Genomic DNA, 22,463 nt, shown 5'->3' with positions numbered 1-22,463 from the left:
TCTACCTCAGTTTCAGGGTGGCAAGGCCGACCAGTACCAGAATCACGGTGATGATCCAGAAACGGACGATCACGCGTGGCTCGGGCCAGCCCTTGAGTTCAAAGTGGTGGTGAATCGGCGCCATGCGAAATACGCGGCGCCCGGTCAATTTGAAGGAGGCCACCTGGATGACCACCGACAGGGTTTCCATCACGAACACACCGCCCATGATGAACAGCACGATTTCCTGGCGCACGATCACCGCGATGGTGCCCAGTGCCGCGCCCAGCGCCAGTGCGCCGACGTCGCCCATGAACACTTGCGCCGGGTAGGTGTTGAACCACAGGAACCCCAGGCCGGCACCGATCAGCGCGCCGCAGAACACGATCAACTCGCCCGCGCCCGGCACATAGGGAATCAGCAGGTATTCAGCGAATTTCACGTTACCCGACAGGTAGCAGAAGATGCCGAGCGCGCCGCCCACCATCACCGTCGGCATGATCGCCAGGCCGTCGAGGCCGTCGGTCAGGTTCACCGCGTTGCTGGAGCCGACAATCACGAAATAGGTCAGCACCACGAAGCCGATGCCCAGTGGAATGCTGGCGTCCTTGAGCATCGGGATGATCAGGGTGGTTTCAACGGCGCTAGGCGCGGTGGTGTAGAGGAAGATCGCCGCCGCCAGGCCGAATACCGATTGCCAGAAATACTTCCAGCGGCTTGGCAGGCCCTTGGAGTTTTTCTCGATCACTTTGCGGTAGTCATCCACCCAGCCGATGGCGCCGAACAGCAGGGTCACCAGCAGCACCACCCACACATAGCGGTTATGCAGATCGGCCCAGAGCAGGGTGCTGACGCCGATGGACGACAGGATCAACGCACCGCCCATGGTCGGGGTGCCGGACTTGGACAGGTGCGACTGCGGTCCGTCATTGCGAACCGATTGACCAATTTGCAGGTTCTGCAGGGTGCGGATCATCCACGGCCCCAGGAACAGCGACAAACACAGCGCGGTCAGCACACCCAGGATCCCGCGCAGGGTCAGGTACTGAAAGACCGCGAAGCCTTTGTGGAACTGTTGCAGATACTCAGCCAGCAGCAGCAGCATTAATGTTTCTCCGTACTTGAGCCACACAAGGCTGCGACGACGTTTTCCATCACCGCGCTGCGCGATCCCTTGATCAAAATGGTTGTGTGTTTATCGTGCTCGGCCGCAGCCAACGCCTGGATCAATTCGGCCTGGGTCGCGAAATGGCGCGCGCCGGGGCCGAAGGCGTCTACCGCGTGAGCCATGTTCGGGCCGACTGCGTAGAGCGCGTCGACTTTACCGGCGGCATAGGCACCGACTTCGCGGTGGCCTTGCTCGGCCCAGTCGCCCAGTTCGCCGATATCGCCCAGTACCAGCACTTTGCGCCCATCGAAGCCTGTGAGCAGGTCCACGGCGGCATTGATGGAAGACGGGTTGGCGTTGTAGGTGTCATCGATCACGCGCATGCCGTTACTGGCCAATTGCGCCACGGTGCGCCCCTTGACCGGCTGCACCGCGCCCAGGCCTGTGGCGATGCCGAACAGCGACACGCCCAGGGCGTAAGCGGCAGCGGCGGCGGCCAGGGCGTTGGCGACGTTATGGTTGCCCAGCAGGTTCAATTGCACGTGCTCATTGCCTTGCGGGGTATGCAAGGTGAAGGACGGGCAACCCCGTGCATCGACGGTAATGGTGGAGGCGTGGAAATCGGCCGCAGCGTTCAGCACGGCAAACGTCAGTACCTTGCGACCGGCAGCGCGTGCACGCCAGGTCTCGAACGCCTTGTCATCCAGATTCAGTACAGCAGTGCCCGAAGCGTCGAGGCCTTCAAGGATTTCGCCCTTGGCTTCGACGATTTTTTCCGGGCCGCCGAACTCACCGACGTGGGCGGTGCCTGCGTTGTTGATAATCGCGACGTGAGGCTGGGTCAGCGCCACGGTGTAGGCAATCTCGCCGATGCGTGAAGCGCCCAGCTCGATCACCGCCGCCGTGTGTTCCGGGGCCAGTTCGAGCAGGGTCAGCGGTGCGCCGAAATCATTGTTCAGGTTGCCACGGGTAGCGAGCACCGGCCCGCGCGTGCGCAGTACACCGGCCAACAGCTCTTTGACGGTGGTCTTGCCACTGGAACCGGTGACGGCGGCAACCGGCTTGTCGAAGGCGGCGCGGTTCAGCGCGCCCAGTTGACCCAGGGCCAGGCGGGTATCGGCAACCAGCAACTGCGGCAACGTGGCGTGTGCCACTTCGCGTTGCACCAGGGCACCCACGGCGCCTTTGGCGGCGACTTCGTTAAGGTAGTCATGGCCATCGAAGCGCGGGCCTGCGAGGGCGACGAACAACTGGCCCGGCGTGATGTTGCGGCTGTCGATACTGACGCCGTCGAACGTGCAATCGCTGGACAGCACGCGGGCGGACAACGCCTGGGCCAGTTCGCTGAATGTCATCGCCTTAAGCATGGGCGACCTCCCAGGCAGTCAAGGCGCGATCCGCCTCGACCAGATCGGAAAAGGCATGACGCTCGCCGTTGATTTCCTGGTAATCCTCATGCCCCTTGCCGGCCAGCACGACCACGTCATCCGCGCTGGCGCCAGCGATCAATTGCGCGATGGCGGCGCCGCGACCGGCCACGAAGGTGACGTTGGCGGTGTCTTTGAAGCCTTCGCGGATATCGTCGAAAATCCGCCCTGGGTCTTCGCTGCGCGGGTTGTCGTCGGTCACCAGCACGCCGTCAGCCAGGCGCTCGACAATCTCGGCCATCAACGGACGCTTGCCGCGATCGCGGTCGCCGCCGCAGCCGAACAGGCACAACAGCTTGCCCTTGGCATGGGGGCGCAGCGCCAGCAGGACTTTTTCCAGGGCGTCAGGGGTGTGAGCGTAGTCGACCACCACCAGCGGTTGTGTGCCGCCACCCAGGCGCTGCATGCGACCGGCAGGGCCTTCCAGCTTCGGCAAGACCTTGAGGATTTCGTCGAGGGCGTAATCCAGGCCGAGCAGCGCGCCGATAGCGGCCAGCACGTTGCTCAGGTTGAAGCGACCGAGCAAGGTGCTGCGCAAATGGTGTTCGCCCTGAGGCGTAACCAACGTAGCGCGCACGCCTTCGTCATTGAATTGGGCCTCACGGCAATACAGGTAGGCGCTGGAATCCTCCAGGCTATAGCTGATCAGGCGCGCTTCGCTGTCCTGGGCAGCCAGCTGGCGGCCAAACGCGTCGTCGAGGTTGACCACCCGGCATTTCAGATCATTCCAGGCGAACAGCTTGGCCTTGGCGGCGGCGTACGCCTCCATGGTGCCGTGGTAGTCCAGGTGGTCACGGGACAGGTTGGTTATCACGGCCACATCAAACGCCAACGCTGTCACGCGGCCCTGGTCCAGGCCATGGGACGAGACTTCCATGGCAACCGCCCTGGCGCCGGCCTTTTTCAGGTCGGCCAGGGTCGCCTGCACGGCAATCGGGTTCGGCGTGGTGTGCAGGCCGCTTTGCAACGCGCCATAAAAGCCGGTGCCCAGGGTACCGACGATGCCGCAGTGCTGGCCCAGCAGGTCCAGCGCCTGGGCGACCAGCTGGGTCACGCTGGTCTTGCCGTTGGTGCCGGTCACGCCGACCAGATTGAGGTGGCGGCTCGGCTCGCCATAGAAGCGCCCGGCGATGTCGGACAGCTGGGCGGCCAGGTTCTTCACCGGAATCAACGGCACATCGGTGATTGGCAGCACAGTCGCGCCATCCACTTCATAGGCCACGGCGGCAGCGCCACGCTGCAGGGCATCGGCGATGTGCGCACGGCCATCGAATTTGCCACCAGGCACCGCCAGGAACAAGTCACCGGCGCGTACCGTGCGGCTGTCCAGGCTCAACTCGCGGATCAACAGATCGCGGCCGGCGTGGGCAAAAATCTTGTTCAGGCTAAGAGACATCAGCCGCGCCCTCCATTGGCTTTTACGGCGGCTACCGGCGGTGCGGCGTTCGCTTGCTGGGTCGGCGGCAGGTTGTCCGGCGTGATGTTCATGAGGCGCAGGGTGCCGGACATGACTTTGCTGAACACCGGCGCCGAGACCAGGCCACCGAAGTAACCGGCCTTGCTCGGCTCATCGATCACCACGACGATGGCGTAGCGTGGGTCGCTCATCGGACCGAAACCGGCGAACAGCGAGCGATAGGAATTTTCCGCATAGCCCTTGGTGCCGACCGAGGTTTTACGTGCGGTACCGGACTTGCCGGCCACGTGATAAGCCGGCACCTGGGCGCGGAATACACCACGCGGCGCCTCGATCACTTGTTGCAGCATGCCTTGCATGGTCTTGGCGACTTTTTCCGGGATCACCTGGGTGGCTTTCGGCGCTTCGTCGACATGGATCAGGCTCAGCGGAACCATGCGGCCGTTATTGGCCAATACAGAGAAAGCATGGGCCAGCTGGATCGCGGTCACCGACAGGCCGTAGCCGTAGGACAGCGTGGCGGTCTCGGCTTTTTTCCAGTCGCGGTAGTTCGGCAGGTTGCCTACGCGCTCACCGGGGAAGTCGAGCCCGGTGGGTTGACCCAGGCCGATTTTCTGCGCCAGGTGGTAGATGGTCTCGCCGCCGATATCAAAGGCGACCTTGCTCATGCCCACGTTACTGGAGTTGATCAGGATGCCGGTCAGGTCCAACACCGGGCCCTCGGTACGGGACACGTCACGAATGGTGTATTTGCCCAACTGCAACGTACCTGGATACACCTCGACCTTGTCGCTGGGCTTCCAGCGTCCGGTTTCCAGGGCGGCGCTCATGGAGATGGCTTTCATGGTCGAACCCGGCTCGAACACGTCGATCATGGCGCGGTTGCGCATCATCGCCGGTTGCAGGTTGCGACGGTTGTTCGGGTTGTACGTAGGCTGGTTGACCATGGCGAGGATCTCGCCAGTCTTCACGTCCATGATCACCAGGCTGCCGGCTTTTGCGCCGTTCTCGATGATCGCGTTACGCAGTTCACGGTTGGCCAGGTACTGCAGGCGCAAGTCAATCGACAACGCCAAGGGCTTGCCGGCCTTGGCGTTCTTGGTGACCTGTACATCCTTGATCAGTCTGCCGCGCCGATCCTTGATGACCTGGCGCTTGCCCGGAACCCCGGCCAGCCATTCGTCGTAGGCCAACTCGACCCCTTCGCGGCCATGGTCATCGATATCGGTAAAACCGACCATGTGCGCAGTGGTTTCCCCGGCCGGGTAGAAACGACGAAATTCCTCGATGCCATAGACACCGGGAATTTTAAGGTCGAGCACTTGCTGACCCTGCTCAGGGGTGAGCCCGCGAACCAGGTAGATGAATTCTTTATTGGCCTGGGCTTCCAGGCGCTCGGTCAGGGCCTTGCGATCCTGCCCCAGGGCAGCGGCGAGTTCGGGCCACTTGTCCTTGGCCACCTGCAATTCCTTGGCGTTGGCCCACAGGGTGGTCACCGGCGTACTCACGGCCAGGGGCTCGCCGTTACGGTCGGTGATCAGGCCGCGGTGCGCGGGAATCGGGATATGTCGCAGGCTACGGGCGTCGCCCTGGCCGATCAGGAAGTCACGGTCGACCACCTGCAGGTCGAAGATCCGCCAGACGATCGCGCCTACCATCAACGCCAGCAAGCCGAGCATCAGACGGAAGCGCCATGGGTAGAGTGCGCCCTCGAGCTTCATCATGGCGCCACCATGCGAACGTCGGCAGCGCCCGGAATGTGCATTTTCAGTTGTTCGGTGGCCAGCACTTCGATACGGCTATGGGCCGTCCAGGTGCTCTGCTCCAGGATCAGCCGACCCCATTCCGCCTGCGCCTTGTCGCGCACGCTCAATTCCCCGTAGAGGGTATTGAGCAACTGACGGTTCCAATGCGCGCTGTAGGACACCGCAATCGCGGACACCAGCACGCCGACAAACAGCAGCAACATAAAGAAGCTGCCGCCCGGCAGGGGTTTGGCGAAAAGCTTGCTCACCGCAACTTCTCCGCGACGCGCATGACGGCGCTACGGGAACGTGGGTTGGCCTTGAGTTCGGCTTCGGAGGCGAACTGCGCTTTGCCATGGATTTTGATTTTCGGCACAAAGGCTTCGAAACGCACCGGCAGGTTGCGCGGCAGGTTGTCCGACTCGCCCTTGACCAGACGCCGCATGAACAGTTTGACGATGCGGTCTTCCAGGGAATGGAAACTGATCACCACCAGGCGACCGCCCACTTCCAGCGCCTCGAGGGCAGCCTCGAGGCCGGCCTCCAGATCGCCCAATTCGTTGTTGACGTGAATGCGCAAGCCCTGGAACGCACGGGTCGCCGGGTTCTTGCCCTTCTCCCAGGCCGGGTTGGCGACCTTGAGCACTTCGGCCAGGTCGGCGGTGCGTTCGAACGGCTGGATCTCGCGGCGCTCGACCACGGCGCGGGCCATGCGGCCGGCGAAGCGTTCTTCACCGTATTCCTTGAACACCCGGGCGATTTCTTCGACTGGCGCGGTGGCGATGAACTGCGCGGCGCTGACGCCACGCGTCGGGTCCATGCGCATATCGAGGGGGCCGTCGTTCATGAAGCTGAAGCCGCGCTCCGGGTCATCGAGCTGCGGCGAAGACACGCCCAGGTCGAGCAGAACCCCGGCCACCTTGCCCGCCATGCCGCGCTCGGCGACTTCGGCGCCAAGCTCGGCAAAGCTGCGCTGCACAACGACAAAGCGGCCGTCTTCGGCCGCTAGCGCTTGCCCGGTGGCAATCGCTTGAGGGTCTTTGTCGAACCCGAGGAGTTTACCGCCGGGCCCGAGTTGGCTGAGTATCAACCGACTGTGCCCGCCCCTGCCGAAGGTGCCGTCCAGATAGCAGCCATCCGCGCGTACGGCGAGAGCCTCAACGGCTTCGTCAAGCAGTACGGTGATGTGGTTAAAGCCGCTATCAATAGTCACAGGATCAAATCACGCAGTTCATCAGGCATGGCGCCCGGTTGTTGAATAGCAGCCAGGTCAGCTGCAGAAACAGCATCCCAGGCATCTTCGTCCCACAATTGGAACTTGTTCAATTGGCCTACCAGCATCGCGCGCTTGTCGAGCCTGGCGTATTCGCGCAACCGCGGAGGCACCAGGAAACGACCGCTACCATCGAGTTCAAGGTCGACGGCATTACCGATCAGCAAACGCTGGAGGCGGCGGTTTTCTTCACGCAATGAAGGCAGCGCGCGCAACTTGGTTTCGATCAACTCCCACTCATCGAGGGGGTAAACACATAAACAAGGGTCAACAGCGTCAATCGTGATGATTAACTGCCCTGAACTTCGCGAAATGAGCTCGTCACGATACCGGCTCGGCATAGCGAGACGGCCTTTTGCATCGAGACTGATAGCGTTAGCTCCGCGAAACACAGATGCGTTTCTCCAAATTTTAGCGTTTTACGTTCAAAAAACCCACTTTGTGCCACTTTCCGCCACTTGCGCACACTATAGGAATGCGCCCACCACACCGTCAAGGCGCGGATAGAAGGAAAAGCCTTACAGAACGGAGATTTACGAGCGTAAAGAGAGGAGAAACCCGACTTCAGCGTTGTTTTTGACTCAACAAGCGCAAAGAACTCAAAGAGCTGAGGCTCAAAGTTAAAGTAATTTATTAAGAGTAAGATTTTTTTGGTATTACGAAGACGCATCTGCCAATGATTTGGCAGGGAGGGATTCTTGCGTTACTACCGGTTTCTGCCCGAGATTCGGACGGAAGGAAAAAGGTGGAGAGTCGATCTGTAAGCCGGGTTCTGTCTTGAACAGTCATTCGTCTACGATGGCCATCACTGGACATCTTTAGCAACCTACCCGGTCCCAGCGCGGGCCACGCCTTGGGACCCTATTTGGTCTTGCTCCAAGTGGGGTTTACCTAGCCACGAACTGTTGCCAGTCGTGCGGTGCGCTCTTACCGCACCTTTTCACCCTTACCGGCACCGAAGTGCTTAGGCGGTTATTTTCTGTGGCACTTTCCGTAGGCTCACGCCTCCCAGGCATTACCTGGCACTTCGCCCTATGGAGCCCGGACTTTCCTCCCCCCCCTAATTTTCATAGAGGGCAGCGACTGTCCAATCGACTCTCCGCCGCGCAGGTTAACGGCACGACGGCTTCAGGACAAGTATTAAAAGTGCAGCATTGCCATCACGTTCGGACGAAACACCGGCCTGGCCCCGGAACTATTCGGCTTTCTGTTTATCGAGCGCGGCCTGATACAACACATTCTTGCGCACCCCGGTAATTTCCGCCGCCAGGGCAGCGGCGCGCTTGAGCGGCATTTCCTTCAACAGCAAATCGAGGATGCGCATGGCCTCGCTACCGACCGCGTCCTCACTCTCGGGAGCCGTCCAGCCGGCCACCAGCACGACGCACTCGCCACGCTGCTGATTGCTGTCGCCTTCGACAAATCCACGCAGCTCTTCCAGGGGCAAGCCCTTGAGGGTCTCGAAGGTCTTGGTCAACTCACGCGCCAGCAGCGCCAGACGCTCGCCGCCGAACACCAGCTCCATATCCTGCAGGCATTCCAGGATGCGGTGCGGGGCTTCGTAGAAAATCAGGGTGCGCGGTTCTTCCTTCAACGCCTGGAGACGGGCGCGACGCCCCACGGTCTTGGCGGGCAGGAAGCCTTCGAAGATAAAACGGTCAGACGGCAAGCCGGCTGCAGATAATGCGGCAATCAGCGCGCACGCTCCCGGAACAGGCACTACATTGATACCTGCGGCGCGCGCCTGGCGAACCAGATGGTACCCGGGGTCGGAAATCAGCGGCGTGCCCGCATCGGAGATCAGCGCAACATCATCACCCGCCAGCAAACGGGTGATAAAACGGCTGCCCTCCTCGCGCTCGTTGTGTTCATGGCACGCCGCCAGTGGCGTGCTGATACCAAAATGCTGCATCAACCGTTGGGAGTGCCGCGTGTCTTCCGCCGCGATCAATTTGACCTCGCGCAACACCTTCAATGCCCGGGCACTGATGTCGTCCAGGTTGCCAATCGGCGTCGCCACCACAAAAAGCGAGCCTGCAGTGGAATTCAAAGGACCTGGAGCAGTCAAAACGCACACCTCGATGATTGGCAAAAGCCACATTGTAGCGCGTCGACGCGCTGAAAATATGCCGTCACGGCGGATGTCGTTTCAGCCACTGTTAGCAACCGGCAACAATTGCACGACCTAAATCCACGGTTTCACGCCACGAACATCGCGCCTGAGCCAGTGCTTGGGTACACTTCCACGCTAATTTGTTCGGTATCAGGAACACTTACATGATCGCTTGCCTGCGGCTGCTCTTCGCCCTCTGCCTCGCTGCCTTGCTGGCCGCTTGCGCCAGCTCGCCCTCGTCGAGTCTTGGCGACCTTCCACGCACCCCGGATGCCAGTATCGAGCAATTGCTTGAACAGGCCACGACCGCCAGCACACCGGAAAAGGCCGCATTGCTGCGCCTGAGTGCGGCTGACCTGGCCTACCGGCAGAACAATGCTGGCCGTTCCTCGCAGATCCTGGCCCAAGTGCCCCTGAATGTACTGAAGCCGGCCGCGCAGATATTTGCCAGCACCCTGGCAGCGGAACTGGCGATGACCCGCAACCAGCCCAAGGCTGCCTTGACGGCGCTGGACCATCCCAGCCTGCAAAGCCTGAAGGAGCTGCCGGCCGATCAGCAGGTCCGCACCGGCACCGTGCATGCCCGCGCCTATGAAGCCGACGGCCAGACCCTGGCTGCGGCGCGCGAGCGTGTCGCCATGGCGCCTCTGCTCAGCGGCGATGCGGCCAACAACAACCACGAAGCGATCTGGGCGTTGATTGCCGCACTGCCGTCCGAGCAGTTGCAAGCGACCGGCAACCCGACGCTGGACGGCTGGATCACCCTGGCCCAGGCGGTCAAGGGCGCCGGCACACTGGAACAACAGCAAACCGCCATCGACACCTGGCGTGCGCGCAACCCGGGCCATCCGGCGGCGGTGCAATTGCCGACGCCGCTGACCAAACTCAAGGAACTGGCCAGCCAGCCTCTCAACAAGATCGCCCTGCTGCTGCCGCAGGAAGGCGCACTGGCGGCAGTCGGCAAGGCGTTGCGTGAAGGCTTCATGGCCGCGCACTACCAGGCCGAACAGGCCGGGCAGAAACCGCCCGTGATTGAGTTTTACGACAGCTCGCGCCTGACCTCCATCGACGACTTCTACGCCAAGGCCCAGGCCGCCGGCGTGCAACTGGTAGTCGGCCCACTGGAGAAGCCGCTGGTCAAACAGCTCAGTGCCCGCCCGCAACTCCCCATCACCACCCTGGCGCTGAACTACAGCGAAACCGATCAAGGCCCGGCGCAACTGTTCCAGTTCGGCCTGGCCGCTGAAGATGAAGCCCGTGAAGTGTCGCGCCGCGCCCGGGCCGACGGCCTGCACCGCGCCGCCGCCATGGTGCCTCGTGGCGAATGGGGCGAGCGTGTGTACAAAGCGTTCCGTCAGGATTGGGAAGCCAACGGCGGCACCGTCATGGGCGTCGAGTACGTCGATCAGCCGGTGGCACTGGCCCAGCAGATCGCCGACCTGTTCCAGCTGCGCAAGAGCGAAGGCCGCGCCAAGAGCCTGCAAAGCACGGTCGGTACTGACGTTGCCGCCCAGCCGTCGCGTCGCCAGGACATCGAGTTCATCTTCCTGGCCGTGCCCCCGCAACTGGCCCAGCAGATCAAGCCGACCCTGAACTTCCAATACGCCGGTGATGTGCCTGTCTACGCGACTTCCCACGTATTCAGCGCCAGCGGCGACCGCAACCAGTACCTGGACATGACCAACGTGATGTTCTGCGAAACCCCTTGGTTGCTCAACACCACCGACCCGCTGCGCAACCAGGTTGCCGCACAATGGCCGCAAGCCAATGGCAGCCTGGGCCGCCTCTACGCGATGGGCGTCGATGCCTATCGCCTGGCGCCACGCCTGGGCCAGCTCAAGGCGCTGCCGGACACCCGGGTCGACGGTCTCTCCGGTAACCTGGGCATCGGCGCCAACCAGCGCGTTGATCGCCAGATGCCTTGGGCGAAGTTTGTCGGCGGCGAAATCCAGCGCCTGCCGGACACCCCGCGCTGATGCCCGAGCGGTCCAGCGCACAAAGCGGCAAGGATGCCGAACACCACGCATTGAGCTACCTGCAACAACAGGGTCTGCGCCTTCTGGCGCAGAACTGGTTATGTAAACGCGGTGAGCTTGATCTGGTCATGCTTGACGGCGATACAGTAGTATTCGTCGAAGTCCGCTACAGAAAACACGCACAATGGGGTGGCGCGCTCGCCAGTATCGATGGGCGCAAGCGTCAGAAGCTGATACTCGCCGCGCAGTTTTTCCTGTTAAAAGAGCATCGCTGGGCCAATTCCCCCTGCCGTTTCGATGTGGTTGCCATAGAAAGCACACCGTCGGGCCCTGCTGATCTGAACTGGCTCAAAGATGCCTTCGACAGCTGACTCACCCGGCACCTTCACCACACACTTTTGCTCTTTGCTTTGCGGGCTGCACATTTCCGTGTCAAACAGCCGCGCTAATTAAGGTCACACAGATGGACATGCAATCCCGAATTCGCCAGCTTTTCCAGGCCAGCATCGACACCAAGCAACAGGCGATGGACGTACTTGCACCGCACATCGAGCAAGCCAGTCAGGTCATGGTCAATGCCTTGCTCAACGAAGGCAAAATGCTTTCGTGCGGTAACGGCGGCTCGGCCGGTGACGCCCAGCATTTTTCCTCCGAGCTGCTCAACCGCTTCGAGCGCGAGCGCCCGAGCCTGCCGGCGATCGCCCTGACCACCGACACGTCGACGATCACCTCGATCGCCAACGACTACAGCTACAACGAAATCTTCTCCAAACAAATCCGCGCCCTCGGCCAGCCGGGCGATGTGTTGCTGGCGATTTCCACCAGCGGCAACTCGGCGAACATCATTCAAGCGATCCAGGCCGCACATGATCGCGAAATGATTGTCGTAGCCTTGACCGGACGCGACGGCGGCGGCATGGCCTCATTGCTGCTGCCTGAGGACGTGGAGATTCGCGTCCCGGCCAATGTCACTGCACGCATTCAAGAAGTCCACCTGCTGGCGATCCACTGCCTGTGCGATCTGATCGACAGCCAACTGTTCGGGAGTGAAGAATGACCGTTAACCGCCTTAGCCTTTTGGCTATCACGCTGTGCCTCGCCATCAGCGGTTGCAGCACGGCAATCACCGCAACACGGGACACCCCCATCCAGGACGACCGCGGCACACGCACCTTCGGCAGCACCATCGATGACTCGCTGATCGAAACCAAGGTCAAGGTCAACGTCGCCAAAGCGGCTACGGACCTGGGTAATGGCGCATCGCGCATCGTCGTGACCAGCTTCAACGGCGTCGTGCTGCTGGCCGGTCAGACTCCGCGCGAAGAGCTCAAGGCCCAGGCCGAACAGGCTGCCTCGACGGTGCAGCGGGTCAAGAAGGTGCACAACGAACTGCAGGTCATGGACCCGATCACCCTGCTGGCGATCAGCAACGATGCGTTGCTGACCACCAAGATCAAGGCGCAGATGCTTACCGACAGCGCCGTACCGGGCTCGCGTATCAAGATCGTCACCGACAACGGCATCGTCTACATGATGGGCCTGCTGACCCAGGCTGAAGCCACTCGCGCGGCCAACCTGGTACAGGGCGTGTCGGGTGTGCAGAAAATCGTGAAGGTGTTCGAATACATCGACTGATGTAACCGTCAGCCACGAAAAAGGGCGCCGTGCATTGACTGCACGGCGCCCTTTTTTGTATCGGTTGTTTACTGGTATTGCGAGTACGGGTTGCCCTGGAACTGGTTGTTCTGCTGCGGCGCCTGTTGCTGGGCGCCCGGCTGGCCGTACTGCTGGCCCGGGATAGGGCCAAGGTTCACTTCTACACGACGGTTCTGGGCACGACCATTGACGTCGGCGTTACTGGCAATCGGATTATCCGGGCCGGCACCGCGTGCGCTCAGGTTGGCGGCGCTGACGCCTTGGGAAGTCAGGTAGTTGGCCACGCTCTGCGCACGGCGCTGGGACAGGTCCATGTTCAACTGGCGACTGCCGGTGCTGTCGGTGTAGCCAACGATCTGGATGGTGTTCTGGTTGAACTGCTTGAGGGAGTTGGCCAGGTTGTTCAGCGGCTGGTAGAAGCTGCTGGCGATAGCGTCGGAGTTGGTGGCGAAGGTGATATTGCCGGGCATGATCAACTTGATCTGGTCACCCTGGCGTTGCACTTCAACGCCGGTGTTGGCCATGCTTTCGCGCAGTTTTTTCTCTTGCTGGTCGGCGTAGTAGCCATAGCCGGCAGCGCCGGCGCCCGCGACCACTGCGCCAATCAGCGCGCCCTTGCCACGGTTGTTATGGTCGATGGCCGCACCGGCCAATGCCCCGGCCAGCGCGCCGAGGCCGCCGTACTTGGCGGTCTTGCTCATGCCGCTCTCGGAACCATTGCCGGCCTGTCCCTGGCTGCCATCATAAGGATTAGGTGAAGCGCAGCCGGATAAAAGGGCTACGGCGGTAGCAACAACAAGCAGACGACGCGGAGTGAACATGAAGGAAGCTCCTACTTTTGCATTCGGTGATGCAGAGGACGTGGGCAATGGACCTGTGCCGGGTTTGGAACACGACAAACGGTAAAAATTCCGTGAGCGAGGCGAAAACCGGAGCCAGGCCATGAATCATTCAGGTTCGGGAGGTACGTGCTCCCGACAGCGGTGGATCATTCAATTCAACGCTGCACAATGCGCAGCGCCATCAGCCCAACAGCCCCATCGACTTGGCCCGCGCCACCGCCTGGGTACGGCGCTCCACGCCGAGCTTGCTGTTGATATGGCTGGCGTGGGTTTTCACGGTGTGCAGGGAAATGAACAGCTGGTTGCTGATCTCCTGATTTGAACAGCCCTGGGCGATCAGTTGCAGTACCGCCAGCTCCCGTGTGCTCAGGGTTTCATGGTGAGGGGAGATCTCAACGGCGGCGATTGCCGGTAGCAGTGCCAGCAACGCCTGGTTCAGCACGTTATGTGGATGCTTGCCCAACTGCTCGCGCATCCACTGCGGGTATTGCTCCAGCAACCGCTGGAACGGTTGCAGTGCGCCCCCCGTACCGGCCTCGAGGGCGCGGGCCAGCACCAACCCGGCCCTGGCTTGCTGACCACACGCCAGCAACAAATGCGCCTGCTGGGCCAGGGCGATCAGGGCAATTATCTGGCGACCGCTGTTGAGCGCCTGTTGCGCCACGTCCTCAAGCCGTTGCAGCGCCTTGTCGGGCTGTTGGCGAATGGCATCCAGCGCGGCCTGTTGCAGCTCCACATGTTGCGGCAAGTGCGGGTGAAACTCCGGTGCGGCGGCGGCCTGCTCACCGGTGTAGGTCTGTCCCAGCCGGGCCAGCCAGGCTTCGGCCAGGTCGGTACGGCCCTGGGCCAGCCACAGCTCGCATTTGATCAGGGTGATCATCGCCAGGTAGTAGATCGGCGGCACGTCCCAGATGTGCATCAGGCGTTCAGCCTCGGCCAGTTCGGCAAAAGCTGTGGAAAAATCGCCACGCCGGCATTCGAAGCTGGCGATCACACAATGTCCGATCAGCACGCTGATATCCCGGCAGGCGCGGGCTTCAGTCAGGCCGGCGCGCAACCGCGCAAGGCCGGCTTCGGGCTGGTAACGCAGCAGCAACAGGAAACCTTCATAGAGCGACAACCGCGCGCGCACGGCATACAGCCGCTGAGCCGCCAGCCCGTGCAGGCGCTGCAGGCCCTGGCGCACTTCGTCCAGGGCACGCAGGACCTCGCCGCGCGCCTGCAGCACCCGGGCGCGGTCGTAATGGGCCAGGGCTTCAAACAGCGGGTTACCGACACGCTGCGCCAATTCCAGGGACTCACGATTCAGGCCACGGGCACGCCACAGATCGGCATCGACGATCGCCAGGTTGGACAAGGTCGACAGGCACATCAGGCGCTGGCCATAACGCTTGTGGGGCAGGCTTTCCAGGGCCTCGCTGCAATAGCGCTGGGTCAATTCACGGTCCCCTCGCCCGCGGGCGATGATCCCGCTCAGTGCCAGCCATTGGGCCAGCATGGATTTCTGCGCGGTGGCCGACGGCGCCGGCAGGAAACGACTGAGGTAGCTGGATAATTCCTGCGCCGCGTCCAACTGGCACGCCAGCCCCAGCGCCCAGCTGTAGAGCACGATCAAGCGCGGCGTGCTGATCAACAGGCTGTCGGGCAAGTCCATTTTCCAGCGCAGCAACATGCCGATATTCTGTTCCGCCAGCAGTTGTTCCTCGGACAGGTTCTGCACCAGGTTCGCCGCCACATCCAGGTGACCGGCCCGCAGCGCCTGCTCCACCGCCTCATCGATCAAGCCCTGGGCGTTGAACCAGCGACAGGCCCGCAGGTGCAGACTGGCCAGGGGTAACGTGGCGCTCTTTTCGCGGCGCGCGCGCAGCAGGTCGGAAAACAAATGGTGGTAACGGTACCAGTGGCCCTGTTCATCCAACGGCACCAGAAATACCTGGTGGGCCTGCAGGTAGCGCAGGATTTCCGGGCTGTCATGGGCCTCGCGGATCGCGTCGCACAGCTCGCTGCAGAAACGCTCCTGGGGCGCGGTGTCGTACAGGAACGCCTGCACCTGCGCAGGCAGGCAGTCGATGACCTCTTCCAGCAAATAATCGCGAATCAGCCCTTCGCCGCCGTTCAGGCCCTGGGGCAAGGCACCGTCGCTGCCGGCTTCGGAGGCCGCCAGCAGCCAGAAGCGCAGGCCGGCGACCCAGCCCTCACTGCGACGGATCAGGTTCTCCAGAGCCTCACCGCGCAGCGAACTGCTGTGCCGGTGCAGCACGGCCAGGGATTCGTCATGGGTCAGGCGCAAGTCCTGCTCATGCAGTTCCAGCAGGTGCCGCGACAGGCGCAGGCGCGCCAGATGCCAGTCCGGACGCTGGCGGCTGGTAACCAGCATCACCAGGCCATCGGGCAAATGATTGAGGAAAAATTGCAGGCAACGGTCCAGCACCGGCCCCTGGGCCAAATGGTAGTCATCGAGCACCAGCAGCAGCGGCGCGTGGACAGACAAATGCACCGTCAGCTCATCGAGCAGGCCATCGAGCCATTCTTCAAAGGCGAAGGGTTGGTGACGCTGACGCATTTTCAGCAAGCCCAGGGACTGGGCACCCAGTTGCGGGAAATACGCGCGCAAGCCTTCGAGCAGGCGCTCGAGAAAACGGCCAGGGTCGTTGTCCCGTGGGCTCAGGCCCAGCCACAGGTTTTGCCAGTGGGCCGGCAGGCTCTGGCAGAACTCGACCGCCAGGGAACTCTTGCCGAACCCCGCCGGCGCGCTGACCAGCAACAGCCGCCCTTCCAGGCCGGCGCCCAGGCGTTCGCACAGGCGTGGGCGCAGCACGTAACCGTCGGGCAACGGCGGCCTGTAGAAACGGCCTTCCAGGCTCGGAATCACCGCGCCGGCAGGCCCCTGGATTCGGGACAGATCAGTCATCGCCGGGCTCTTGTAGAAGGCTGTTGTCGGCATTACAGATGTCCGCAGACTAGCGGTAAAAGCGGCGGGATTGTAGATCTTTGCAACAAATGTCTGAAAAAGAACTGCGACAAAAAATATCCCTACAGACACCCCCAAACAAAATGTGGGAGGGGGCTTGCTCCCGATGGCGGTGGATCAGTCAATACATGCATCGACTGTCGCGCCGCTATCGGGGGCAAGCCCCCTCCCACATTTGAGGATCAGCGCAGGTTAGCGAACGCCGTCCTGGCGCAGGGCTGCCGGGGTGAAGTCGCTGGTGGTGGCGGTGAAGCCGAAGTCATACGCCTGCTTCTCTTCGTTCTTCATGCCCAGGGCCAGGTAGCGGCCGGACTGCAAGTCGTAGAGGGTTTCCAGGGCATACCACGGCACTTGCTTGTCGTAGTAGTTCTCGGCATGGGCTTCGGCGACGCGCCACAGTTGGCCACGGCCGTCGTAATGGTCGATCACCGCAGCTTGCCAGGTGTCCTCGTCGATGTAGAAGTCACGTTTGGCATAGATGTGGCGCTGACCTTCCTTCAAGGTCGCGACCACATGCCAGACGCGGCGCAGCTCGTAGCGCGTCAGGTCCTGGTTGATGTGGCCGGCCTTGATGATGTCGGCGTATTTCAACTTCGGATCGTCGATTTTGTAGCTGTTGGCGGCGATGTAGATTTCCTTCTTGCCTTCCAGTTTCCAGTCGTAGCGGTCCGGCGCGCCGTTGTACATGTCGAGGTTGTCGGAGGTGCGCAGGCCATCGGCGGCCGTGCCCGGCCCGTCATAGGACACCTGCGGCGCCCGGCGCACGCGGCGTTGCCCGGCGTTGTAGACCCACGCCGAGCGCGGTTCCTTGACCTGGTCCAGAGTCTCGTGCACCAGCAGAACACCACCGGCCAGACGCGCCGGCGCGGTGACTTGCTGCTTGAAGTAGAACAGCACGTTGCCGGGGTTTTTCGGGTCGAAGTCCTTCATTTTGTCGCGGAACACAAACTGGTCGCGAAAGTACACCAGGCTGTAGGAACCGTTGGTTTGCGGCGTGGCCTGGGTCACCAGGCGGGTGACGCTGCCGCCGCGATAACGGGTGATGTGGTTCCAGATCACCTCGACGCCACTTTTCGGAATCGGGAACGGCACCGCCGTCTCAAAGTTTTCCAGGCCGTTGCCGCCGGACACCAGGTTGGTCGTGGTGGCGTTTTTCTTGATGGAGGCGAACACGTCAGCCGGCACCGTGGCGCCGCGATGGGTCGGGTACACCGGCATCTTGAAGCTGTCCGGGTAACGCTTGAACATCGCGTACTGCCCGGGGGCCAGTTTGTCTTTGTATTGCTCGACGTTCTGCGCGGTGATGGTGAACTGCGGTTGTTCGCTGGCGTACGGGTTGGCCAGGAAACCCTTGGCATCCACCGCCCCTGCGTTCACCGGCATCGGCGACCATTTGGGGATGGTACCGGCTGCGTTCCCGGCCATTTCGGCGCCCATCGGGGTCAGGCTGGTGCCCAGCTTGGCGGCTTCATCCGCCGACACCGCCGCCATGACGTTGCTCGCCAGGATCGACAGCCCAAGCACACCCACGTGCAACAGACTTTTAGTTATTTTCATGTTCTGGACTTCCTGAATACATACCACTTGAAAAGAGTGTGCTTAAAAGTTGGCGCCGAAGCTCAGCGCGACAAAGTCGCGGTCATCCACGGTACTGAACTTGCCACCAAAGAAGTTGGTGTAGGCCAGGCTGGCGGTGTAGGTGTTCTGGTATTCGGCATCCAGGCCCAGGCTGACCGCCTTGCGCCCTTCTTCGAAGTTGCCCCCAGGGCCTGGCGAGTAACCTTTGACGTCATGGGACCAGGCGACGTTGGGCTTGAGGTTGACCCCGGCAAACACGTCCGGGTATTCCCAGATGGCACGGGCGCGGTAGCCCCAGGAGGTTGCGGTGGTGTAGCCGTCGTTGTTGCAGTTGGTGTTCAGGCCGGCAGCGTTGGGCAGGCCGGCACCGGTTGCGGTCGAGTTATTGAGGGCGTTGCAGAACCCACCTGGCAAGCTGCCAGGGCCAAATACCGGGTCGCGGCCATAGCGGGCCTGGGATTTGCTTTCCAGGCCACCCACATGGGTCACGCCGATTTCACCGACGGTGGTCAGGCGGCTGGCGCCCATCACCTGGTCGAAGAAGTGCGTGAAGGTGGTCTGGAACTGGGTCACTTCCTTGCGGTTGTAACCGTGCAGGTCCTGGCCCGGCGTGCCCTTGAGCACGGACGCATTGCCAAAGCCCGGGATCGGCGTGACACCGGCGAACAGAATGTCGGTGGTGCTCAGTTGCACCGGCGCATTCGGCCGGTAGCTCAACTCACCGCTCCACGCGGTGCCGGTGGGCAAGGTGGTGGAGAAACTCAGACCGTAGAGGCGGATATCTTCCGGGTACTCGACGAAGTAGTTCGAACTGCCCGCCACGATCAGCGGACGCAATGCCCCCAGCGGGCCCAGCGGACGGGTGTAGGCCGCCGATGGCGCGCCCTGTGCGCTGAAGATCGGCGCACGGCTGTGGTAGTTCATGAAGTAGGCGCCGAATTCGGTATCCAGCGGTTCGAAGTTATAGTGCATGGCCACGCCGAACTGGCCGCTGTCGCGGGCATCACGGTCCGGGCCACGGCGCACGAGTACGCCTTCGCTGTTGACGTCCACACCCAGCGCACCCAGGGTCGGCAGCGCTGCGGCAGGGATGGTCGAGCGCTTGTTCAGTACCCGCAGGTTATTGCTGCAGCCGTCGGAAATCACGTCCGGCTGCGAGAAGAAGGTGCCGCAGTTGTCGGTGACGGTCTGGTCCCATTCCAACTGGTAAAACGCCTCGGCCGACAGGTTGTCGGTGAGGGTCTGGGACACGTAGAACATGTTGACCGGAATCAAGCCTTCCTTGATCTCGGCCCCCGGACGGCGAAACGCCGAGACGTCGATCGGGTTGATCGAGTTGATACCGCCGCCAATGAAGGTACTTTCGCCCCAGCTCACGACCTGCTTGCCGAAACGCACGGAACCCGGCGCGTCGGCGATCGAGTAGTTGTGGTAGACGAACGCATCGAGGATCTGCCCGCCGGAAGACTTGGCGCCTTCCTTGCGGTTGTTGTCGCTGATGTCCTTGAACGGACGGCTTTCGTCCTTGAGTTCAAAGTCGTACCAGTACTTGCCACGCACAAACACACCGGTGTCGCCGTACTTCAGTTCCAGGTCGTGGATGCCCTTGAAGATCTTCGAAAAGGTTTCTCCGCGCTTGAAGTTCAGGTGCCCGTCGTCGGAGGTCTGGGACAGGCCCCTGCCGCCGTTGTTGGCGCCGATCAGGTCGCGATTGGCCTTGGACGTGCTCCAACTGGCGCCTACCGACAGGGATGAGTCAAAGCTCCCTTCGATTTCGCCAATGTTGAAACTGACGCCGAATGCGGGCCCGGCGAGCGTAGAAGCGAGACTGACGGCCAGGGGCAGACGTGCCCGGCGCCAGAACTGGTTTACTGAGGTCATCGACGCTACTCCATGTGCATTTTATTGTTATGGCAGCGAGCTCTTTCGGAAGATGCATGTAACGGCCGGGATACAACGATTCCAATGCCGAGCGACAACCGGGCCACCTTCACCCGAAGCGCAACATCCGCGAAAAACTCTGGAAGGGACTATAGCCAGCAGGGGGTAGTGCTTGATCCCTCTAAAGTGTGATTTGCATCACCAACCCGTCTGCCCCGACCCTTTCGCCACGCCGACGAAGGTCGACGCGGCAAGGATGGCTGAAATTCCACAAATCACAAGTAAAGGCCTGAGATAGAGCATTGCCGCCCCCGAACGGGCACGGCAAGCGGCGTCACAGGGTCGACAGGAACGTGCTGTTGTTGGCCTGCCATTCGATGATGTCGATACGGATACGTTTTTTGTCGAGCTTGCCGACGCTGGTCTTGGGAATTTCAGTAACAACGGCGATCTGGCTCGGAATCGCCCACTTGCTCAAGTGGCCCAATTCAACGAACGGCTTGAGGTGTTCCTTGAGCTCACGAGCCCCTATCACATGGCCATCACGCAACACCAACAGGGCAAACGGACGCTCGCCCCACTGCGGGTCGGCCATCCCCACCACCGCTACTTCGCGTACCGCCGGGTGGCGGCTGACCAGGTCTTCCAGGGCCAGGGACGAGACCCACTCGCCACCGGTCTTGATCACATCCTTGATGCGGTCACGGATATCGATCACGCCGAACGCATCCAGGGTGGCGACATCACCGGTGTGCATCCAGCCACCGGCCCACAGCTCGGCGCCCTTTTGCGGCTCGTTGTAATAGCCCTCGGTGAGCCAGGGTGCGCGCAGTACCAACTCACCCTGGGATTCGCCGTCGGCAGGCAGGAAGTTGCCATCGGTGTCCATGATCGCCGCCTCCACCAGCGGCCCGGGCACACCGGCCTTGATCCGATAGGTGGTGCGTTCGTCTTCGCTGCCGGCCATCAGCTCGTCGTTGAGATGAGCACAGGACACCAGCGGCCCGGTCTCGGACATGCCGTACGCAGCCGTCAACTGAATGCCACGGGCCTTGGCGGCTTCGTACAGCGAACGGTTGAGGGCGCTGCCGCCGATAACGATTTTCCAACCGCCGAAATCCACGTCCTGGGCGGCCCTGGCATTGAGCACCATTTGCAGGATGGTCGGCACGCAATGGGAAAAGGTGACCTTTTCCTTGCGCCATAGCTCCACCAGGTATTCGGGGTCGTAGCGGCCGGGGTAGACCTGCTTCAAACCGAGCATGGTCGCCACGTAAGGCAGGCCCCAGGCGTGCACGTGGAACATCGGTGTGATGGGCATGTACACGTCGTTGGTGCCGAGCAAACGCACGCTGTCGACACTGCCCATGATGGTCGCCACGCCGATGGTGTGCAGCACCAGTTGGCGATGGGTGAAATACACGCCCTTGGGGTTGCCGGTGGTGCCGGTGGTGTAGAAGGTGGTGGCCACGGAGTTCTCGTCGAAATCCTCGAAGTGGTACGTCGGGCTCGCCGCCGCCAGCAGGGTTTCGTACTCGCCCACCAAGTTGGGCAGGTCGGCCGTCTTGCTGTCGCCGTCGGTAATCAGCACGGTCTTGTCGACGCTGGTGAGCTGCCCGGCGATCGCCTGGTAAAGCCCCACGAACTCGCTGTTGACCAGCACAAAGCGGTCCTCGGCGTGGTTCATGGTGTAGAGGATCTGTTCCGGCGACAGGCGCACGTTGATGGTATGAATCACCGCGCCGATCATCGGGATGGCGAACATGCACTCCAGGTAACGGTGGCTGTCCCAGTCCATCACCGCCACCGTGTCACCGGCCTTGACCCCGGCTTCGGTCAGCACATTGGCCAGGCGCGCGACGCGCTCGATCAGCGTCGGGTAGGTGTAGCGCAGTTTGTCGCGGTAGATGATTTCCCGGGTTTTCTCGTAACGCACCCCGGACATCAACAGGCGTTTGATCAACAGCGGGTATTGGTAAGCGCCTTCGGCGGGTGGGATAACACGGGTCTGCAACATACGACTCCCTTTTATGACTGCGCGGTCTTGGCGTGAAGACCTGCACTGTAGAGAGGTTATGTTGCAGCTAAATCAGCCAAAGGAATGATTTGCAGGGTCCGGTAAATGCTAGCTTTTAGCCATGATCTTGGACGCATGCAGATCCAATGTGGGAGGGGGCTTGCCCCCGATGGCGGTGTTTCAGCCAAGTATTTATTAGCTGATCCACCGCTATCGGGGCATAGGTATCTACACAACTTTGATATGACACCGACATGTGGCGAGGGAGCTAGCTCCCGATGGCGGCCTCTGGGCCGACCAGGATGTTGGTGTCGATCCCGGTCCAAATGTGGGAGGGGGCTTGCCCCCGATGGCGGCCTCAGGACTGGCCGGGATGTTGGTTGGACCGAGTACATATCCGTTTCTGCGGTAACGGCCACTTAGGGTTCCGCCCTGACGGCGGCTCACTTTTGAAAAGCGCAAAAGTAAGCAAAACGCTCT

17 protein-coding genes and 1 other RNA gene are annotated in these 22,463 nt (G+C 61.7%); 4 read left to right on the top strand and 14 right to left on the bottom strand.

The genetic code is table 11. The features are described from left to right. Position 1 precedes the first annotated feature (1 nt). From mraY to rsmI, 9 genes are all read right to left on the bottom strand, one after another. Positions 2–1,084, bottom strand: a complete 1,083-nt coding sequence (gene mraY, locus BFP89_RS12645) for a phospho-N-acetylmuramoyl-pentapeptide-transferase (RefSeq protein WP_057724619.1) — start codon at positions 1,082–1,084, stop codon at positions 2–4. Beyond that, on the bottom strand, positions 1,084–2,454 hold the full coding sequence (murF, locus tag BFP89_RS12640) for a UDP-N-acetylmuramoyl-tripeptide--D-alanyl-D-alanine ligase (RefSeq protein ID WP_065885823.1): 1,371 nt from the start codon (positions 2,452–2,454) through the stop codon (positions 1,084–1,086). The genes mraY and murF overlap by 1 nt, the downstream gene beginning before the upstream one ends. After that, on the bottom strand, positions 2,447–3,910 hold the full coding sequence (locus BFP89_RS12635; protein WP_065885822.1) for a UDP-N-acetylmuramoyl-L-alanyl-D-glutamate--2,6-diaminopimelate ligase: 1,464 nt from the start codon (positions 3,908–3,910) through the stop codon (positions 2,447–2,449). Before BFP89_RS12635 ends, murF begins: the two co-directional genes overlap by 8 nt. Continuing rightward, entirely contained in the window at positions 3,910–5,652 is a 1,743-nt protein-coding gene (locus tag BFP89_RS12630; protein WP_163001703.1) for a peptidoglycan D,D-transpeptidase FtsI family protein, read from the bottom strand. Before BFP89_RS12630 ends, BFP89_RS12635 begins: the two co-directional genes overlap by 1 nt. After that, the gene (gene ftsL / locus BFP89_RS12625) at positions 5,652–5,945 is read right to left on the bottom strand and encodes a cell division protein FtsL (RefSeq protein ID WP_057724615.1); all 294 of its coding nucleotides are present in this window, start codon (positions 5,943–5,945) and stop codon (positions 5,652–5,654) included. Before ftsL ends, BFP89_RS12630 begins: the two co-directional genes overlap by 1 nt. Continuing rightward, the gene (gene rsmH / locus BFP89_RS12620; protein ID WP_057724614.1) at positions 5,942–6,889 is read right to left on the bottom strand and encodes a 16S rRNA (cytosine(1402)-N(4))-methyltransferase RsmH; all 948 of its coding nucleotides are present in this window, start codon (positions 6,887–6,889) and stop codon (positions 5,942–5,944) included. Before rsmH ends, ftsL begins: the two co-directional genes overlap by 4 nt. Continuing rightward, complete coding sequence (gene mraZ / locus BFP89_RS12615; protein WP_004371993.1) at positions 6,886–7,341, bottom strand: division/cell wall cluster transcriptional repressor MraZ; 456 nt, start codon at positions 7,339–7,341, stop codon at positions 6,886–6,888. Before mraZ ends, rsmH begins: the two co-directional genes overlap by 4 nt. 353 nt (positions 7,342–7,694) lie before the next feature. After that, an RNA gene (gene rnpB, locus BFP89_RS12610) (RNase P RNA component class A) lies at positions 7,695–8,048 on the bottom strand. A gap of 96 nt (positions 8,049–8,144) precedes the next feature. Continuing rightward, complete coding sequence (rsmI, locus tag BFP89_RS12605) at positions 8,145–9,050, bottom strand: 16S rRNA (cytidine(1402)-2'-O)-methyltransferase (protein WP_163001701.1); 906 nt, start codon at positions 9,048–9,050, stop codon at positions 8,145–8,147. Between the two features lie 176 nt (positions 9,051–9,226). Between rsmI and BFP89_RS12600 the strand changes: the two genes are divergently transcribed. The 4 genes from BFP89_RS12600 to BFP89_RS12585 all read left to right on the top strand — a co-directional run bounded on the left by BFP89_RS12600 (position 9,227) and on the right by BFP89_RS12585 (position 12,673). Continuing rightward, positions 9,227–11,038, top strand: coding sequence for a penicillin-binding protein activator (locus BFP89_RS12600; protein WP_065885821.1), 1,812 nt, complete (start codon positions 9,227–9,229; stop codon positions 11,036–11,038). Then, entirely contained in the window at positions 11,038–11,409 is a 372-nt protein-coding gene (locus BFP89_RS12595) for a YraN family protein (protein ID WP_065885820.1), read from the top strand. Before BFP89_RS12600 ends, BFP89_RS12595 begins: the two co-directional genes overlap by 1 nt. Positions 11,410–11,501: 92 nt before the next feature. Continuing rightward, positions 11,502–12,095 (top strand): phosphoheptose isomerase, encoded by a 594-nt coding sequence (locus tag BFP89_RS12590; RefSeq protein WP_003216190.1) that lies wholly within the window; start codon positions 11,502–11,504, stop codon positions 12,093–12,095. After that, the gene (locus BFP89_RS12585) at positions 12,092–12,673 is read left to right on the top strand and encodes a BON domain-containing protein (protein WP_065885819.1); all 582 of its coding nucleotides are present in this window, start codon (positions 12,092–12,094) and stop codon (positions 12,671–12,673) included. The genes BFP89_RS12590 and BFP89_RS12585 overlap by 4 nt, the downstream gene beginning before the upstream one ends. Positions 12,674–12,741: 68 nt before the next feature. On the opposite strand, the gene BFP89_RS12580 is transcribed toward BFP89_RS12585, so the two are convergent. The 5 genes from BFP89_RS12580 to BFP89_RS12560 form a co-directional block, all read right to left on the bottom strand. Then, entirely contained in the window at positions 12,742–13,515 is a 774-nt protein-coding gene (locus BFP89_RS12580; RefSeq protein ID WP_065885818.1) for an OmpA family protein, read from the bottom strand. Positions 13,516–13,717: 202 nt separating this feature from the next. Then, the gene (locus BFP89_RS12575; RefSeq protein WP_065885817.1) at positions 13,718–16,447 is read right to left on the bottom strand and encodes a LuxR C-terminal-related transcriptional regulator; all 2,730 of its coding nucleotides are present in this window, start codon (positions 16,445–16,447) and stop codon (positions 13,718–13,720) included. A gap of 252 nt (positions 16,448–16,699) precedes the next feature. Beyond that, positions 16,700–18,064 (bottom strand): DUF1329 domain-containing protein, encoded by a 1,365-nt coding sequence (locus BFP89_RS12570; RefSeq protein ID WP_065885816.1) that lies wholly within the window; start codon positions 18,062–18,064, stop codon positions 16,700–16,702. A gap of 42 nt (positions 18,065–18,106) precedes the next feature. Beyond that, positions 18,107–19,966 (bottom strand): DUF1302 domain-containing protein, encoded by a 1,860-nt coding sequence (locus BFP89_RS12565; protein WP_065885815.1) that lies wholly within the window; start codon positions 19,964–19,966, stop codon positions 18,107–18,109. Between the two features lie 334 nt (positions 19,967–20,300). Beyond that, on the bottom strand, positions 20,301–21,983 hold the full coding sequence (locus BFP89_RS12560; RefSeq protein WP_065885814.1) for a fatty acid--CoA ligase: 1,683 nt from the start codon (positions 21,981–21,983) through the stop codon (positions 20,301–20,303). Positions 21,984–22,463 lie beyond the last annotated feature (480 nt).

Origin of the sequence: Pseudomonas sp. 31 R 17 (genome assembly GCF_900004915.1) — a bacterium.
Lineage (GTDB): Bacteria > Pseudomonadota > Gammaproteobacteria > Pseudomonadales > Pseudomonadaceae > Aquipseudomonas > Aquipseudomonas orientalis_A.
The sequence above is the reverse complement of the archived record's forward strand: the minus strand, read 5'-3'. Positions and strand labels throughout refer to the sequence as shown.